General features: G+C 36.6%; 19 protein-coding genes. All 19 read left to right on the top strand.

Annotated features, from left to right (window positions below; translation table 11 throughout):
* The first annotated feature begins 93 nt into the window (after positions 1-93).
* The 19 genes from polA to EGT49_RS03275 all read left to right on the top strand — a co-directional run bounded on the left by polA (position 94) and on the right by EGT49_RS03275 (position 16,404).
* The gene (gene polA / locus EGT49_RS03365) at positions 94-2,748 is read left to right on the top strand and encodes a DNA polymerase I (RefSeq protein ID WP_135371550.1); all 2,655 of its coding nucleotides are present in this window, start codon (positions 94-96) and stop codon (positions 2,746-2,748) included.
* Positions 2,749-2,759: 11 nt separating this feature from the next.
* Positions 2,760-3,587 carry a DNA-formamidopyrimidine glycosylase gene (gene mutM / locus EGT49_RS03360; RefSeq protein ID WP_135371549.1) on the top strand — a complete coding sequence of 276 codons (828 nt, stop codon included), beginning with the start codon at positions 2,760-2,762 and terminating at the stop codon, positions 3,585-3,587.
* Complete coding sequence (gene coaE / locus EGT49_RS03355; protein ID WP_135371548.1) at positions 3,584-4,177, top strand: dephospho-CoA kinase; 594 nt, start codon at positions 3,584-3,586, stop codon at positions 4,175-4,177. The genes mutM and coaE overlap by 4 nt, the downstream gene beginning before the upstream one ends.
* 21 nt (positions 4,178-4,198) lie before the next feature.
* On the top strand, positions 4,199-4,672 hold the full coding sequence (gene nrdR, locus EGT49_RS03350) for a transcriptional regulator NrdR (protein WP_135371547.1): 474 nt from the start codon (positions 4,199-4,201) through the stop codon (positions 4,670-4,672).
* Positions 4,673-4,683: 11 nt separating this feature from the next.
* Positions 4,684-6,048: a replication initiation and membrane attachment family protein gene (locus EGT49_RS03345; protein WP_135371546.1), complete on the top strand. Its 1,365-nt coding sequence runs from the start codon at positions 4,684-4,686 to the stop codon at positions 6,046-6,048.
* Between the two features lie 2 nt (positions 6,049-6,050).
* A complete protein-coding gene (dnaI, locus tag EGT49_RS03340) occupies positions 6,051-6,959 on the top strand; it encodes a primosomal protein DnaI (protein ID WP_135371545.1) in 909 nt (302 codons plus the stop codon).
* Between the two features lie 297 nt (positions 6,960-7,256).
* The gene (gene thrS / locus EGT49_RS03335; RefSeq protein WP_135371544.1) at positions 7,257-9,215 is read left to right on the top strand and encodes a threonine--tRNA ligase; all 1,959 of its coding nucleotides are present in this window, start codon (positions 7,257-7,259) and stop codon (positions 9,213-9,215) included.
* A gap of 56 nt (positions 9,216-9,271) precedes the next feature.
* Positions 9,272-10,255 (top strand): zinc-binding dehydrogenase, encoded by a 984-nt coding sequence (locus EGT49_RS03330; RefSeq protein ID WP_135371543.1) that lies wholly within the window; start codon positions 9,272-9,274, stop codon positions 10,253-10,255.
* Between the two features lie 62 nt (positions 10,256-10,317).
* Positions 10,318-10,644 (top strand): bacteriocin immunity family protein, encoded by a 327-nt coding sequence (locus tag EGT49_RS03325; protein WP_167849739.1) that lies wholly within the window; start codon positions 10,318-10,320, stop codon positions 10,642-10,644.
* Between the two features lie 259 nt (positions 10,645-10,903).
* Positions 10,904-11,437 carry a translation initiation factor IF-3 gene (gene infC, locus EGT49_RS03320; protein ID WP_135371541.1) on the top strand — a complete coding sequence of 178 codons (534 nt, stop codon included), beginning with the start codon at positions 10,904-10,906 and terminating at the stop codon, positions 11,435-11,437.
* Positions 11,438-11,450: 13 nt separating this feature from the next.
* A complete protein-coding gene (gene rpmI, locus EGT49_RS03315) occupies positions 11,451-11,648 on the top strand; it encodes a 50S ribosomal protein L35 (RefSeq protein ID WP_025084493.1) in 198 nt (65 codons plus the stop codon).
* A 35-nt stretch (positions 11,649-11,683) separates the two neighbouring features.
* Positions 11,684-12,040 carry a 50S ribosomal protein L20 gene (rplT, locus tag EGT49_RS03310; RefSeq protein ID WP_025084494.1) on the top strand — a complete coding sequence of 119 codons (357 nt, stop codon included), beginning with the start codon at positions 11,684-11,686 and terminating at the stop codon, positions 12,038-12,040.
* 74 nt (positions 12,041-12,114) lie between these two features.
* A complete protein-coding gene (locus tag EGT49_RS03305; RefSeq protein ID WP_135371540.1) occupies positions 12,115-12,642 on the top strand; it encodes a YqeG family HAD IIIA-type phosphatase in 528 nt (175 codons plus the stop codon).
* A complete protein-coding gene (gene yqeH, locus EGT49_RS03300) occupies positions 12,629-13,744 on the top strand; it encodes a ribosome biogenesis GTPase YqeH (protein ID WP_135371539.1) in 1,116 nt (371 codons plus the stop codon). The genes EGT49_RS03305 and yqeH overlap by 14 nt, the downstream gene beginning before the upstream one ends.
* 10 nt (positions 13,745-13,754) lie before the next feature.
* Complete coding sequence (locus EGT49_RS03295) at positions 13,755-14,069, top strand: YhbY family RNA-binding protein (RefSeq protein ID WP_135371538.1); 315 nt, start codon at positions 13,755-13,757, stop codon at positions 14,067-14,069.
* 15 nt (positions 14,070-14,084) lie between these two features.
* Positions 14,085-14,723 carry a nicotinate-nucleotide adenylyltransferase gene (locus EGT49_RS03290; protein ID WP_135371537.1) on the top strand — a complete coding sequence of 213 codons (639 nt, stop codon included), beginning with the start codon at positions 14,085-14,087 and terminating at the stop codon, positions 14,721-14,723.
* Positions 14,716-15,318 (top strand): bis(5'-nucleosyl)-tetraphosphatase (symmetrical) YqeK, encoded by a 603-nt coding sequence (yqeK, locus tag EGT49_RS03285; RefSeq protein ID WP_135371536.1) that lies wholly within the window; start codon positions 14,716-14,718, stop codon positions 15,316-15,318. The genes EGT49_RS03290 and yqeK overlap by 8 nt, the downstream gene beginning before the upstream one ends.
* Before the next feature lies 1 nt (position 15,319).
* Complete coding sequence (rsfS, locus tag EGT49_RS03280; RefSeq protein ID WP_179949614.1) at positions 15,320-15,679, top strand: ribosome silencing factor; 360 nt, start codon at positions 15,320-15,322, stop codon at positions 15,677-15,679.
* Complete coding sequence (locus EGT49_RS03275) at positions 15,676-16,404, top strand: class I SAM-dependent DNA methyltransferase (protein ID WP_135371535.1); 729 nt, start codon at positions 15,676-15,678, stop codon at positions 16,402-16,404. The genes rsfS and EGT49_RS03275 overlap by 4 nt, the downstream gene beginning before the upstream one ends.
* The last annotated feature ends 6 nt before the right edge of the window (positions 16,405-16,410 follow it).

The following is a 16,410-nucleotide window of genomic DNA, read 5'->3' as shown; positions in this document are numbered from 1 at the left end:
GATTAATCACCTATTAAGTTTCCCTGAAACTGTTACAACGGTCTTTGTTTTGTTAAAATAGAAATAGTTAATTTCGTGTCTATTGGAGAAAATATGTCAAAAAATAAAAAATTACTTTTAATTGATGGAAATAGTGTTTCGTTTCGAGCTTTCTTTGCCATGCACAATGTTTTAGATAAGTTCGTCAATGGTGATGGAATACATACGAATGCCTTATATGCTTTTAACAACATGTTGGAAATAATTTTAAAAGATGAAAAACCAACGCACACATTGGTGGCATTTGATGCTGGAAAAACGACTTTTCGGACCAAAATGTTTGATGAGTACAAAGGAACTAGAGATAAGACTCCACAAGAATTAATGGAACAATTGCCTCTGATTCAGGAAATGCTGAATTATCGTGGTATTAAAACTTATCAATTACCTGATTATGAAGCCGATGATATTATTGGTACCATGGCTCATAAAGCTCAGTTGGATGATATGGATGTCACGATTATCACAGGAGATCGTGATTTGACTCAGTTAGCAACTGATAAAATTACGGTTAAAGTAAACGTCAAAGGTGTTACAGAAACAGAAAGTTATACCCCTGAACATGTTAAGGAAAAATTAGGCCTTACTCCTAAGCAAATCATTGATATGAAGGGATTAATGGGTGATGCATCTGATCATTATCCTGGGGTTGAAAAAGTTGGTGAAAAGACCGCTATTAAGTTACTCAATCAATACGGCAGTGTTGAAGGAATCTACGAACACGTTGATGAGATGAAGAAGAGTAAGTTAAAAGAGCATTTGATCAATGATAAAGATAAAGCCTTTTTGAGTAAAAAGTTGGCTACCATCGACTTAGATGCACCAGTTTCACTGAATTTAAGTGATTTGGAGTATCAAGGGGATAATCAAGAACAATTACTGCAATTTTATCAAAAAATGAATTTCCGAACTTTCTTAGATCGAATGGACGTACCTCAAGATAGTGCTGAAGATTTAAAAGAGATCAAGGTTCAAGCCTTGGATGAGGCTGCAATTGAGAAGATAGTTCAAAGTGACAAGGTTCATACTTTAATCGTTGAAGGATTTGGTAATAATTATCATATTGACCCAATTGTCGGTCTCTTGATTTCTGATGGAACTGATTTTTATGGAACAGTCGATTTTGCTATTTTAGAGAATGAGAAGTTGAAAGCTTGGTTAAGTGATAGTACCAAAGAGAAGTATCTCTTTGATAATAAGGCGACTGTAGCGTTATTGCATCGTTATGGCTGTGACCTAAGTGGTGTGACATTTGACATGCTACTAGTGGCTTATCTGCTTGATACTAACGATAATAAACAAGATATTGGTTTGGTAGCAAAGAATTATAATATTAATTTGCCAAGTGAAGAAGAATTTTATGGTAAGGGTGTCAAAAAAGCTGTTCCCGAAGATGAAAATGTTCTGTTGAACTTCCTCGCTCAAAAGGCCAAAGTCATTTTCGATCTAAAAGATAAGATGATGGCTGAATTAAAAGATAACGATCAAGATAGCTTATATGATGAGATTGAATTGCCATTGTCAAATGTGTTGGCTGAGATGGAAATCAAAGGTATCACCGTTGAAGTTCCTAAATTAAAGGAAATGGAAAATACTTTTGCAACTAAATTAAGTGAAATTGAACAAAAGATTTATCAAGAAGCTGGTAAAGAATTTAATATCAATTCGCCTAAACAATTGGGAGTAGTTTTGTTTGAAGATTTGAAGCTACCGGTTATCAAAAAGACTAAAACTGGTTATTCGACATCGGTTGATGTTCTAGAAAAATTAAAAGATAAATCACCGGTTGTACAAATGGTACTTGACTATCGACAAATTTCGAAGATTCAATCGACTTATGTAGTGGGGTTGCAAAAGTTTGTTCAACCGGACAACAAAATTCACACCATCTATCTTCAAACGTTGACGCAAACTGGCCGTTTGTCATCGATCGAACCAAATCTGCAAAATATTCCGATTCGAATTGATGAAGGAAAACAAATCAGAAAAGCTTTTGTTCCACAACATAAAGATTGGGAAATTTTCTCGGCTGATTATTCTCAAGTGGAATTGCGAGTTCTAGCTCATATTTCTGGGGATGAACATATGCAAGAAGCCTTTAATGAGGACTATGATATTCATGCTCATACAGCCATGAGAATATTTGGTTTGGATAGTACTGATGAAGTGACGCCAAATATGCGTCGTCAAGCTAAAGCTACAAACTTCGGAATCGTTTATGGTATTAGTGATTATGGTTTATCACAAAATATCGGTATTAGTCGAAAACAAGCGGCTGCCTTTATCGAATCTTACTTTGAACAATATCCGGGCGTTAAGAAATATATGGATGATATTGTTAAATATGCCCGAGAAAACGGCTATGTAGAAACCATCATGCACCGTCGTCGTTACTTGCCAGATATTCATTCAAAGAACTTCAATGTGCGTAACTTTGCTCAAAGAACAGCGATGAATACACCGATCCAAGGTAGTGCTGCTGATATTATCAAAGTTGCCATGATCAATATGCAAAAGATGCTGGAAAAAGAAAAATTACAAGCTAACTTATTATTACAAGTTCATGATGAAATGATCTTTGAGGCACCAAAATCAGAAATTCCAACTTTAGAAAAATTAGTGCCAAGTGTGATGGATTCTGCTGTAAGACTAGATGTTCCACTAAAAGTTGAAACGGCACATGGGAAAACTTGGTATGAAGCTAAATAGTAGGTGATAGAATGCCAGAAATGCCAGAAGTAGAAACTGTTAGACGTGGTTTACAAGCTCAAGTTAAAGGGCGTAAAATTACCCATGTTGAAATTCGTTACCAAGCTTTGATCACTGGTCCAGTCGATCAATTCATTGAATTTACTACTGGAGCCGTGATTGAAGATATTGGTCGGCGGGCAAAATTTTTGTTGATTCATTTGAATAATGGATATACAATTATTAGTCATTTGCGAATGGAAGGCCGTTATCGAATTTCTGCTGATCCAAGTGCTATTGACAAGCACTCACACGCCATTTTTACCTTAGATAATGGCGAAAAAATGATTTATAATGATGTTCGCAAATTCGGTCGGATGCAACTTTGGCCGACCGCAGAACTTGCAAATAATAAATCATTAAAAAAACTTGGTCCCGAGCCATTGTCAAAAGAATTCACGTTTGATAATCTCAAACCAAGGATCTTGCGACATCGTAAAGATATTAAGACGGTGCTGCTCGACCAATCAGTCATGAGTGGGTTAGGAAACATCTATGTTGATGAAGTGTTGTGGAAAGTTAAAATTCATCCCAAGACTTCAGCTAATCATCTTAATGACACTGAGATCCAAAAAATAATTGATGCTTCAAATGAAGAAATGAAACTTGCCATTGAGTCAGGAGGATCAACTGTCCGTTCATACATTGATTCCACTGGTCACAAAGGCAATATGCAAAATAATCTAAAAGTTTACGGAAAAGAAGGAACACCTTGTCCAAGATGTGGTACCGAGATTCAAAAGATTAAAGTTGGCGGTCGCGGTACCCATTTTTGTCCAAAGTGCCAGGTAGTAAAATGAGTAAGATCTATGGTTTGACTGGAGGAATTGCCTCTGGTAAATCAACTGTTTTAAATTTATTCAGACAAAATAAGTTTATTGTTTACGATGCTGATTATGTAGCTCGTGAAGTGGTTAAGTTAGGCACAATTGGCCTAGCACAGATTACTGGGCAATTCGGCTCCAGTGTTTTGTTAGCTGATGGAACTCTGAATCGCAAAAAGTTGAGTTCAATTGTGTTTAGTGACCAGACACAGCTTGAAAAGCTTAATCAGATTACACGCCCATTGATTAAAAAAGAAATATTACAGACAGTTTCTGATGTTAAAAAGTCAACGCAATCAGATATTTCTATTTTTGAAATACCTTTATTGTTCGAAGGCAATTATCAGAACTATTTTGATGGCGTGATTAGTTTATACGTTCAACCGCAGATTCAATTGCACCGATTGATGCAACGTAATGGTATTTCAAAAAAAGTTGCCTTAGAACAGATCAATTCGCAAATGTCGATGGATGAGAAAAAGCGTCGTGCAGATTTTGTGATTGATAATTCGGGCGATATGAACCACTTACAAAATGAATTTGATAAACTAGTATCGCAACTTTAATAAAGAAAAGAGGCTGGAATTTTGATTTGTCCACATTGTCATCATGATTCATCAAAAGTTATTGACAGTCGTCCCAGTGATGAAGGACGTGCCATTAGAAGACGTCGTGAGTGCGAGAACTGTGGGACTCGTTTCACAACGTTTGAAAGGTTAGAAAAAGCTCCACTGTTGGTTATTAAGAAAAATGGTAATCGAGAAGAATTCAGCCGTGAAAAATTACTTCGTGGTTTAGTTCGTGCTGCTGAAAAACGCCCAGTTACAATGGACCAAATGAACGATATCGTTGATAAGGTAGAAAATGCCATTCGATCAACTGGTGAAAGTGAAGTTCGATCACAAGTTATTGGCGAACATGTTATGAAGATTCTTTCAAAAGTTGACGATGTGACGTACATTCGTTTTGCCAGTGTATACCGTGAATTTAAAGACATGAATGGTTTCATGGAGGAAGTCCAAGAAATGATGTCGAATGGTAAAAAAATTGATAAAAAGTAAGGAGAATTTAAGTGCCCGCAAGTAATTTTGAATCGGATAAATTTACGTCACTAGTCGGCTATTGGTGTTTGCCTAGCGGTCATTTAAATGACGATGATCGTCATATCCTAACTGATTTGTATTTGCCAATTTTAGGAATTGAATCATTTAGCTTGTACTTATTGCTTTGGGAAAAGGTTCCTAATAAAGAACTAGTTTCACAAAGAAAAAGTCACGCTGATTTAATGAGCCTTTTAGGGATTGATTTGAGAAGGTTTTACCAAGCTCGGATCAAAGCTGAAGCTTTAGGATTGATTCGAACCTTTCAAAAAAAGGATGAGATTGGGCCTTATTACATTTATCAGTTGATAGAACCATTAACGGCTGAAGAATTCTTTAAGGATGATTTGTTGAGTATCTTTTTGTACGAACAGATTGGTGAAACGAAGTATAAATTGTTGGCTCAAAAGTATGCACAGTCGGACTCTATCCTGAAAGGGTCCAATGAAATAACTAAAGATTTTCTCGAAGTCTTCAAACTGAACAATAATGATTTGATCAATACACCTTCACAAGTGGCAAGTATTCAAGCGGATTTTACCAAGAAACCGCAGAATAAAAAAGTAGCTTTAGATACTGACAAAGTTCCCCAACTGGATTGGGAGTTTTTGGTTGATCGAGTTGGTCAATTGTATAAAATCAGTGCTGATGATTTGTTGGAGAATCAGGAATTGATTTTGAGCTTGCATGCTTTTTATGATATTGATGAAAATGTTTTGTCAAACTTGATTGGGAGTACTTCCAATATTGTGACGAATAAAATCGATCCAGTTCGCTTGAAAAAAGCTGTTCAAGATCGATTTGAAAAGAATGCCAATATTTCTGTTCGTCAACAAGTTAATGAAACAGTTGCTCCGACGACTGATGATAAGAATTTCAATCGTTCGGAACAATTGTTGCTGAATCAAGCTAAGAAATTACGTCCAGCAGAGTTTTTGGCAGCTGAGAAACAAAAGAGTGGTGGCTTCACAGGTACAGTTGAATCTAATGCTTTAAGAAATATGGCGATGAAAGATATTTTGCCAACGTCAGTCTTAAATATTTTGGTGCACTATATTTTGCAAACCTCACCAACTTTACAACTACCGTTGATGGAAACAGTAGCTAATGATTGGCAACAAAATGATGTCAAAACACCAGAAGATGCATTAAAGAGAATCCGTGACTTTCAAAGTCGCCCTCGTAATCCTAAACGGCGTTACAATAAACCCCGTCGAGTCGAACAGGCGACTGACTGGAGTAAAGTTAAAGCTAAGGTTCCTAAGAAGGCCAGTCCAACTAAGGAACAGAGTGATCTGCAAGATCGTTTGAGAAAATTGAGAAATAAGGACAATTAAGTATGGAAAATTTAGGTAGTAGATTAGCAGAGTATTTGAATTCGAAAAATTTGACGGAGGATTATCGCCGTCTTCTTAACAATGCCCTAAATGATCCAGACGTCCAACAATTCTTAAAAGAAAATAACGATAAAATTAACTCCGACGCCTTGTCAGCCAGTGCCGCTAGTATTTATGAATTTTACAATAACAAGCATCATAAGAGTGAATTGTCAAAAGGATATTACCCTAAATTGATTGTTAGCAATCACAATATCGAGGTAGCGTATTATCCTAATGAACGAACTCAGAATCGAGAAAAACGCAGTCAATATGAATCTAGTTTTGTCTTGATGGATATGGCTCCTGATATTAGAAAAGCCAAGCTCGACGACTATGATGGTGATGGCAGACAAGATGCCTTAGCTCAAGCTTTAGATTTCATCGATAATTATTTGAATTCTGATACCTTTACACCAGGATTATTTTTAGCCGGCGATTTTGGAGTGGGGAAGACTTATTTATTAGGTGCGATTGCTAATGAATTATTTAAGCATGACGTTAGAACTACTTTGATGCATTTCCCAACATTTGCGATTGAAATGAAAGATTCAATCGGTCAGAATAATGTCTTGAGTAAGGTAAATAAGATCAAGGTGGCCGACATTTTAATGCTAGATGATATTGGAGCAGACACGATGTCTAGTTGGATTCGGGATGAGGTTTTAGGAGTTATTTTGCAATATCGGATGCAGGAAAACTTGCCAACTTTTTTTTCATCCAACTTTTCAATGCAAGAATTAGAGCAACACCTAGCTGTAAATCAACGCGGAGAAGAAGAACCAGTTAAGGCTAAACGGATTATGGAGCGGGTTAAGTACCTTTCACGTGAAGTAATTGTGACCGGCAGAAACAGAAGATTGAATAAATAACTTGCATTCTAGAATAATTAATGTTTCAATAAAGCCATGAAAGATAACACTTCGGTTCTATTCAGGGAGGGTACGATTACTGAAAGCTTACCCATTACTGGAGTTACCACTTCCATACAAAATTGTATAATTGACGGTTACTTTATAACCAAATGAGTGAAAACTGTTTTTTTGTTATACAGTTTTAAAGTGGGTGGAACCGCGCGAATGCGTCCCTGAAGTATGTACATATTTTGAATATGTCTGTACTTCAGAGACGCATTTTTTTGTTGTCTAATTTTAGGAGGAATATAGTAAATGTCAAAAATCAAGTTAACATTCCCAGATGATTCTGTTAAGGAGTTTGATGAAGGCACAACTACACTAGACGTTGCTAAATCAATTAGCACATCATTGGGTAAAAAAGCTGTTGCTGGTAAATTAAATGACACTTTAGTTGATCTTGAACGTCCTATCAAACAAGATGCTAAGATCGAAATCATTTCTGGTGAAGATAAAGAAGATGCCTTGAAGGTGTTGAGAAACACAGCTGCTTTGGTTTTCAGTGCTGCTGCTAAGAGCTTTAAGGAAGATCTTCACCTCGGTGAAAAACAATCAAATGATGATGGTTTTTATGTTGATACTGATAGCCAAGAAGGCCAAATCAGTGTTGATGAATTGAAAAAAATTTCTGCTTTGATGAACAAGATCATCAAGAACAATGACAAGATTGAAAGATCAATGATGGACAAGAAAGAATTAGTTGAAATGTTCAAAGATGATCCATACAAATCTTCATTGGTTGGTGCAATTGATTCTGTTCAAATTCCAGTTTACACACTTGATGGATTCGTTGACTTTGGTTACGATGCTGTACTAAACAACCTTAAAGCTTTGAAACACTTCGAATTGCTTTCAGTTGCTGGTGCTTATTGGCAAGGTAAGTCAAGTAACCCAATGCTTCAAAGAATTTATGGTACAGCCTTCTATAAAGAAGATGGCCTAAAAGCTGACCTTAAACGTCGTGCTGAAATTAAGGAACGTGACCACAGAACAATTGGTCGTGACCTTGACTTATTCTTCGTTGATCCAGAAGTTGGTGCTGGTCTTCCATACTGGATGCCAAATGGTGCTACAATCCGTCGTGTTATCGAAAGATATATCATCGACAAGGAAGTTGCTTGGGGTTACCAACACGTTTATACACCAATCTTGATGAACTTAAATGCTTATAAGACTTCAGGTCACTGGGCACACTATCGTGAAGACATGTTCCCACCAATGGATATGGGTGATGGCGAAATGCTAGAACTTCGTCCAATGAACTGTCCTTCACATATTCAAATTTACAAGCACCACAACCGTTCATACAGAGATCTTCCACTTCGTATCGCTGAACTTGGTATGATGCACAGATATGAAAAATCAGGTGCTTTGTCAGGACTACAACGTGTTCGTGAAATGACTCTAAACGATGGTCACACATTCGTTGCTCTTGACCAAATTCAAGAAGAATTCAAACGTACTCTACAATTGATGGTTGAAGTTTACAAAGACTTTGATATCAATGATTACACATTCCGTTTGAGCTACCGTGATCCTGCAAATACTGAAAAGTACTTCGATGACGATGAAATGTGGAACAAGTCACAATCAATGCTTAAAGCAGCCATGGATGATCTTGGTTTGAAGTATTACGAAGCTGAAGGTGAAGCTGCTTTCTATGGTCCAAAGCTTGATGTTCAAACAAAGACAGCTCTAGGTAATGAAGAAACATTGTCAACTATCCAACTTGACTTCATGCAACCAGAGAAGTTCCAACTAACATATGTTGGTTCAGATGGCGAAGATCACCGTCCAGTTATGATTCACCGTGGTATCGTTTCAACTATGGAAAGATTTATTGCTTACCTAATTGAAATTTACAAGGGTGCCTTCCCAACATGGTTAGCTCCAACACAAGTACGTATTATCCCTGTTAACCAAAAACTTCATATGGATTATGCAAATGATGTTTTGGCAGAATTACGTGCTAAGAACATTCGTGCTGAAATTGATGACCGTGATGAAAAGATGGGTTACAAGATCCGTGATTCACAAACAATGAAGATTCCATACACAGTCGTTGTTGGTGATGAAGAAACTAAAGATGCCACAGTTTCAGTTAGAAAATATGGTGAAGAAGAATCAGTTTCAGAAAATGCTAAGATGTTCGTAAGTTCAGTTGTTGCTGATATTGCAAACTACAGTCGTAAAGACGTTACTGATAAAGATTAATTAATAGTAAAATGTAAATTCACATTGTGGGTTTACATTTTTTTTTGGAGGAAAATATGCAAGCTTTAACGATTGCAAAAAATGATAATTCAATTGCAGACATCAAAGTGTCACAAGTTGAAATTCCTGAAGTCCTTGACAATGAAGTGCTAATCAAGGTTTGTGCTGTAGGACTCAATCCGGTCGATTATAAATTAGTTGAAAATCACCCTGACAGTTGGGATGATCCACACGTCTTGGGCTTAGATGCAGCTGGAATCGTTGAGAAGGTAGGGACAAACTGCGAGCAACCATTCACCAAAGGTCAGCGGGTCTTTTTCCATGGGGATTTAGCTAAAGATGGCGTTTTTGCCGAATATGCCAAAGCTAAGTCCAACGTCATTGCCAAGATTCCTGACAACGTCAGCTTTGAAGCGGCAGCAGCTATTCTTTGCAGTGGTTTGACTGCTTATGCGGCATTATTTAGAAAAATGAATTTAACCGGTAAGAAGACAGTCTTGATTCACGCCGGCGCTGGTGGAGTTGGTAGTATAGCGGTCCAGCTAGCTAAGTATCTTGGTTTGACAGTTTTTACCACAGTTTCAACTAAAAAAGTCGAATTCGCTAAAAAACTCGGAGCCGATTTTGTGATTGATTATAAAAAAGAAGACACAACAAAGGTTGTTAAAAAACTTACTCATGGAGTAGGTCTGGATCTGATCATTAATTTGGTCGGTGGAATTGAAGTACAAAAGGACCTCGACCGATTGACTTATAATGGTGCAGTCGTGGATATTTTGAATACACCTGATTTAACTAATTATGATCTAGGTGCAAAAGGTCAAAGTGTTTTGAGTGTCAATCTAGGCGGAGCGCATCGTGGTGGCAATAAGAATCAATTAAATGATTTGGCGACAATGGCAAATTCGTTAGTTAAGCTAGTCAGTGAGGGCGTAATCGATCCGCTGATAACTAAGCGGATTAAATTTGCTGAGATTCCCAACGGTTTGAAACTAATTAAAGAACACAAAACTGAAGGAAAAATCGTAGCTGTTATCTAAAAAACAAATTTTTTACATTTTTGAAATTTTCTATCTATAATAAAGTCGAAGAAGGGATGATTATGGATGAAAAGAGTTCAAATTTAGTTAAGATTTTGAGTAAAATTTATTCTGATCAGGAGTTTAAGACGGATACGCTATTGAAAAAGACGGTTGAAGAATGTGCGCGTCCGCTAATGGGTAACAATGATGACAAGGTTTATTTTGAAGTTATCACGAAGTTGACTCATGGCTTTTCTAAGTACTATTCAGCTCATCATAAAAAGGTTCCTGATGGGATTTTGAAGGTCTATCAACAGATTAAGGTCGATATACCTAAAGGAAGTATCAATGCTGATAAATTGAAGCAGTTGGCGACTGATACGAAAATGCCTTTTATGAGGTTCTGAGTTGAAATGTTTGTTGTAAATAGTAAAATATGGTAAATTTAATGTATTGATTCTTTCAGGATAACGGTATTATTTTAGTAAATTGTATTGACAGAGCGATTTATTATAGTATACTTATTAACTGTTGAGATTAAGCAGAAGCGCCCGCTTCTCACCTATGCATTCGCCTCTAGGTTAATACGATTGCGTAAATACATAGTGGGCATGCTTATGCGGCCCGCTTTTTTTGTGGGCTAAATTACTTCGGAGGTGACTACTCATAGCAAGAGATTTATTAATAAATGATCAAATACGTGCGAAAGAAGTACGATTGATTTCTGAAAATGGCGATCAAGTTGGTGTTAAACCAAAGGCAGAAGCACAACGTTTAGCTGATGCTGCAAATATGGACTTAGTTCTAATGTCACCAGGTGCTAAACCACCTGTTGCCAGAATTATGGACTATGGTAAATATAAGTTTGATCTTCAAAAGAAAGATCGTGAAGCACGTAAAAAACAAAAAACCGTTAGTGTTAAGGAAGTACGTTTAAGTCCTACTATTGAGGAAAATGATTTCAATACTAAGCTTAATAATGCTCGTAAGTTTCTATCTAAGGGTGATAAGGTCAAAGTTTCTCTTCGCTTTAAGGGTAGAGCAATTACTCATAAAGAGATAGGTAAGGAAGTCTTAGACCGTGTCGGAGAAGCTACTAAAGATATCGCAAATGTGATAACTAAGCCCAAGATGGACGGTCGTAGTATGTTCTTAATGCTTGATCCAATTAATGCAAAAGATAACAAAAAGAAGAAATAGTGGAGGGATTTTCATGCCTAAACAAAAAACACACCGCGCATCAGCAAAGAGATTTAAGAAGACTGCTAATGGTGGTTGGAAGAGAATGCATGCTTACACAAGTCACCGTTTCCACGGTAAGACAAAGAAGCAACGTCGTCAATTGGCTAAGCCAGGTATGGTAAGTTCAAGTGATATGAAACGTATCAAACAAATGTTAGCTACATACTAATTATTTATTTTTTTTAATCAAAAGGAGGAGTCATTATGCCACGTGTAAAAGGTGGAACAGTAACTCGCAAACGTCGTAAGAAAGTTTTAAAATTAGCTAAAGGATATCGTGGTTCAAAACATATCACTTTTAAAGCAGCTCATACTCAAATCATGGTTTCATACCGTTATGCATTCCGTGATCGTCGCCAAGTTAAGCGCGACTTCCGTAAGTTATGGATTGCTAGAATCAACGCTGCTGCTAGAATGAACGAAATCAGCTACAGCAAATTGATGCATGGTTTGAAGTTGGCAAACGTTGACATTAACCGTAAGATGTTGGCTCAAGTCGCTATTGAAGATCCAAAGGCATTCACAAGTTTAGTAGATACAGCTAAAAAAGCTTTAGCTTAATTGTAAAAACAAACGTAATTTGGATAACCCAAATTACGTTTTTTTACTAATTGAGCGGATAATGAGGATTAAAAATGTTTAAACCATATATTATGCTTGATAAAATTACCGATATTGAAGTCAGTGACTTAAAACAATTAGGTATCACTACGATTATGACTGACCTTGATAACACACTTTTACCATGGAACAGTAATGAATACGACCTCTCATTAAGAAAATGGCTCAACCAAATGGCGAAGAATCAAATTGAGGTTATGATCGTATCTAACAATAGTTATGAACGAGTTGAAAAAGCTGTCCATGAACTCCCAGTTAGTATCGTCGCTCGAGCGGTCAAACCACTCCCATTTGTTATCTTAAATCACATTCATAAAGAACATATTGACCCAGAAAGTGTCTTGTTTGTTGGCGACCAAGTTATGACAGATGTTTTAGCCGGTAATATGGCTGGTTTAAAGACTGTTTTGGTCAAGCCACTAGTAGAGACAGACGCTAAAAAGACGCGTGTAAATAGATTTTTTGAACGTCCGATTTTAAAAACAATGCAAAAACGTGATAAGAATTTATATTGGAAGGATTCATTAAATGACAGAAATTGATGAAAAGTTGTACTGTATAGGTTGTGGGGCAAAGCTACAGACCGAAGATAAAGATAAGCCTGGTTTTATTCAAGCATCGACCTTGAAGAAATATCTTGAGGATGATTCTAAAGAATTATTATGTAAAAGATGTTTTAGACTTCGTAACTATAATGAAATCACAGATGTTGATGTATCTGATGATGACTTTTTGAAATTGTTGGATTCAATTTCAGAAAAAGATGCTCTAGTAGTTAATGTAGTCGATATTTTTGATTATGAGGGCAGTGTGATCCCAGGATTGCAACGCTTTGTCGGCGATAAGAAGATTTTAGTTGTCGGAAATAAGGTCGATTTGTTGCCTCATTCAGTCAATCAAAATCGACTTTTAAACTGGTTACAACAAAAGAGTAAAGAAAATGGTATCAAGTCAACCGATCAAATTCTAGTTTCAGCGGTTAAGGGAACTAATATTGATGAATTGATGGAAATGATTGAAAAATACCGTGATGGTAAAGATGTTTACGTTGTCGGAACAACTAATACTGGTAAATCAACTTTGATCAACCGTATCATCAGTTCTAATTCTGACATTAAGAATTTGATCACAACATCCAGATTTCCGGGAACAACTTTAGATCGAATCGATATTCCTCTAGACGATGGACACAATTTGATCGATACACCGGGAATTATTCACAATTATCAATTGGCACACTACTTGAATGCTCAGGATTTGAAAGCTATTACGCCTAAAAAGCCATTGCGTCCAGTAACTTTCCAATTACGTGATGGCCAAACTATTTTTGTCGGTGGTTTGACTCGTTTTGATTTCTTAAACGACAGAACAAACGTCACATTTTATGTCAATCAAGGCTTGCCATTGCATAGAACGAAGACGCAAAATGCTGACGAGTTCTACGCTAAACATCTGGGTGATATTTTAAATCCTCCTAGTGATGTTAAAGATTTCCCCGAATTGAAACAACAAATTTTCTCAGCTCATGAGAAGTCAGATATTGTTATCTATGGATTAGGCTGGATCACAATTCCCGCGGGAACAAAGGTTATGACTTATGTTCCTGAAGGTGTTCACGTCTCAATCAGAAACGCTATTATTTAAGGAGTTATCAATGATAATTAAAGGAAAAAAGAATCGTTATTTGAGAAGTCAAGCGGCGGTTATGAAACCAGCTCTACAAGTTGGTCGTGATGGCATCAGTGAAAACTTACTCAATCAATTTGAAATCTTGATCAACAAAGCTGAATTGATCAAAATTTCGTTGTTACAAAATACGATGGTTGAACCACAAGATTTAATCGACGCATTAAATGAATTTGACGACCAAGTAGTTCACATTCAAACAATCGGTTCGAAGATGGTTTTCTATAAGAAAGCACCTAAGATCAAGAATCGTAAATACTCAATCGAATTAGAGAATATGTAATTAAAAGTGATGAAAATGGATACTCAAAAACAATTATTAACTAAAGCAAAATTGGAATTTCACAGTAATTTACCAAAGAAACATGTTGGTATTTTGGGTGGAACCTTTAACCCAATCCATTTGGGACATCTATTGATCGGCGAACAGGTTTATGAACAACTCTGTCTCGACAAAGTTTTATTTTTGCCAGATAAGATTCCGCCTCATCGTGGTGTGGAAAAAACTATTCCCTCAATCAACAGTGATGACCGAATCAATATGATCAAATTGGCTATTAGGGATAATATGCACTTCGACCTTGATTTGACTGATATTAAACGGGGCGGGGTTAGTTATACTTTTGAGACGATTAAACTGTTAAAAGAGTACAATCCTAATACTGAATACTACTTTATTATTGGTGGAGATATGGTCGAAAATCTTCCTAAGTGGTCCCATATTGATGAATTGATGCAGATGGTTCATTTTGTCGGTGTATGTCGCAAGGGCTTTGAGAAAAAGTCTAAATATCCCATTTTGTGGGTAAATACACCAGAAATTGAAATTAGTTCTAGCATGATTCGTGAACGGGTCAAAAAGGGTAAATCAATCAAGTATTTGGTTCCAGATGATGTTGCTTGGTATATTAAAGACAGGGGGCTTTACAATGACTGAATTTAATTATAGTGAAATTAAACCAGGAATTGATCGTGATGAAATTTTAAAACGTATGAAAAATAGTTTGAGTGATTTTCGTTTCACCCATTGTTTGCGAGTAGAAGAAGTTAGTCGACAATTGGCACAGAAATTTGGTGGCGACGTTTCAAGAGCTGGTTTAGCAGGCCTTTTGCACGATTATGCTAAAGAACGTAGCGATGAAGAATTTATTAGTGTAATTAAGGAAAAGCAGCTTGACCCCCAACTCTTGAAATACAATAACGCCATTTGGCATGGTGTTGTTGGAGCTGAAATTGTCAAAGATGAACTTGGTATTTATGATGAAGATGTCTTAAATGCTATTCGCAGACATACAGTTGGTTCAACTAACATGACTCAAGTTGATAAATGTGTCTTTGTGGCTGATTTTATCGAACCTAAGCGTGATTTCCCTGGTATCACCGAAGCTAGAGAATATGCTAAAAAATCACTTGATTCAGCAGTGGCTTATGAATTGAAGCATTCATTGGCACACTTGATCGATCAAAATAGAGAGATTTATCCCGAAACATTTATTAGTTATAATTATTGGATTACAAAAGGAGACTTATAATTTGGACTCAAAAAAAATAATGGAAATTGCTGTAAAAGCAGCTGACGAAAAGCACGCTAATGACATTAAAGTTTTAAATATCAGTGAAGTAAGTATTATGGCTGATTACTTCGTCATTATGGATGCCAGTTCTCAACGTCAAGTCGATGCGATTGTTCAATCTGTTTTGGACAAAGCTGGCGAAAATAAGATTGATGTTGGACACGTTGAAGGAAATCGTAACTCTGACTGGGTTTTGATTGACTTACATGACGTAATTATTCACGTCTTCACTTCTGAACAACGTGACTTCTACAACTTGGAAAAACTTTGGTCAAATGCAACAGAAGTTGATATTTCCGATTTGGTAACTGAAGCATGATCTATAACTCATTTGCTAGTGTCTACAGTGAGTTAATGGACGATACGCTCTACAATAAGTGGGCTGACTACGTTCAACAACAAGTTCCAACTGATCAAAAATTACTGGATGTTGCTTGTGGAACTGGTGATTTGACAATTTTATTGGCTGATAAATACGATGTCACGGGTACCGATTTGTCAGAAGAAATGTTGAAAATTGCGCGGCAAAAAGCTACTAAAGCTAAAAAAGAGATTCCCTTTGAACCTAGTAATATGATGGATCTTTATAACTTCGGACAATTTGATGTGATTACTTGTTTTGACGATTCAATTTGTTATTTGACCGATGAAGATGAGTTGGCAATTGCTTTTGATCAAGCTTATCAACATTTGAATAAGGGAGGAAAGTATTTATTTGATGCTCACTCTTTGTATCAAATGGATGAAGTCTTCCCAGGCTATATGTTCAATCACCGCACTGAAGATTCAGCGTTTATGTGGAATAGTTATGAGGGAGAGTATCCTCACAGTATCGAGCATGAACTGACTTTCTTCAATTGGAACGATAAGATAAAAGGTTATTCAGTCAATACTGAGTTACATAAGGAAAGAACTTATCCGATTGAGACCTTCAAGTTGATTTTATCTGACGTTGGATTCAAAAACATCCAGGTCAGTGCCGGTTTTGGTAAATCAGCAATACAAGATGATTCTAATCGTTGGTTCTTTGCTGCAGAAAAATAGAGGTAG

The organism is Companilactobacillus suantsaicola, from assembly GCF_004745525.1.
Classification (GTDB): domain Bacteria; phylum Bacillota; class Bacilli; order Lactobacillales; family Lactobacillaceae; genus Companilactobacillus; species Companilactobacillus suantsaicola.
This window is presented reverse-complemented; position numbering and strand designations above follow the sequence as displayed.

What these genes read in the sequence shown, in the direction of transcription:
- polA (WP_135371550.1), top strand. Translation starts at nt 94, where the DNA reads ATGTCAAAAAATAAAAAATTACTTTTAATTGATGGAAATAGTGTTTCG.
- mutM (WP_135371549.1), top strand. Translation starts at nt 2,760, where the DNA reads ATGCCAGAAATGCCAGAAGTAGAAACTGTTAGACGTGGTTTACAAGCT.
- coaE (WP_135371548.1), top strand. Translation starts at nt 3,584, where the DNA reads ATGAGTAAGATCTATGGTTTGACTGGAGGAATTGCCTCTGGTAAATCA.
- dnaI (WP_135371545.1), top strand. Translation starts at nt 6,051, where the DNA reads ATGGAAAATTTAGGTAGTAGATTAGCAGAGTATTTGAATTCGAAAAAT.
- thrS (WP_135371544.1), top strand. Translation starts at nt 7,257, where the DNA reads ATGTCAAAAATCAAGTTAACATTCCCAGATGATTCTGTTAAGGAGTTT.
- EGT49_RS03330 (WP_135371543.1), top strand. Translation starts at nt 9,272, where the DNA reads ATGCAAGCTTTAACGATTGCAAAAAATGATAATTCAATTGCAGACATC.
- EGT49_RS03325 (WP_167849739.1), top strand. Translation starts at nt 10,318, where the DNA reads ATGGATGAAAAGAGTTCAAATTTAGTTAAGATTTTGAGTAAAATTTAT.
- rpmI (WP_025084493.1), top strand. Translation starts at nt 11,451, where the DNA reads ATGCCTAAACAAAAAACACACCGCGCATCAGCAAAGAGATTTAAGAAG.
- rplT (WP_025084494.1), top strand. Translation starts at nt 11,684, where the DNA reads ATGCCACGTGTAAAAGGTGGAACAGTAACTCGCAAACGTCGTAAGAAA.
- EGT49_RS03305 (WP_135371540.1), top strand. Translation starts at nt 12,115, where the DNA reads ATGTTTAAACCATATATTATGCTTGATAAAATTACCGATATTGAAGTC.
- yqeH (WP_135371539.1), top strand. Translation starts at nt 12,629, where the DNA reads ATGACAGAAATTGATGAAAAGTTGTACTGTATAGGTTGTGGGGCAAAG.
- EGT49_RS03295 (WP_135371538.1), top strand. Translation starts at nt 13,755, where the DNA reads ATGATAATTAAAGGAAAAAAGAATCGTTATTTGAGAAGTCAAGCGGCG.
- EGT49_RS03290 (WP_135371537.1), top strand. Translation starts at nt 14,085, where the DNA reads ATGGATACTCAAAAACAATTATTAACTAAAGCAAAATTGGAATTTCAC.
- yqeK (WP_135371536.1), top strand. Translation starts at nt 14,716, where the DNA reads ATGACTGAATTTAATTATAGTGAAATTAAACCAGGAATTGATCGTGAT.
- EGT49_RS03275 (WP_135371535.1), top strand. Translation starts at nt 15,676, where the DNA reads ATGATCTATAACTCATTTGCTAGTGTCTACAGTGAGTTAATGGACGAT.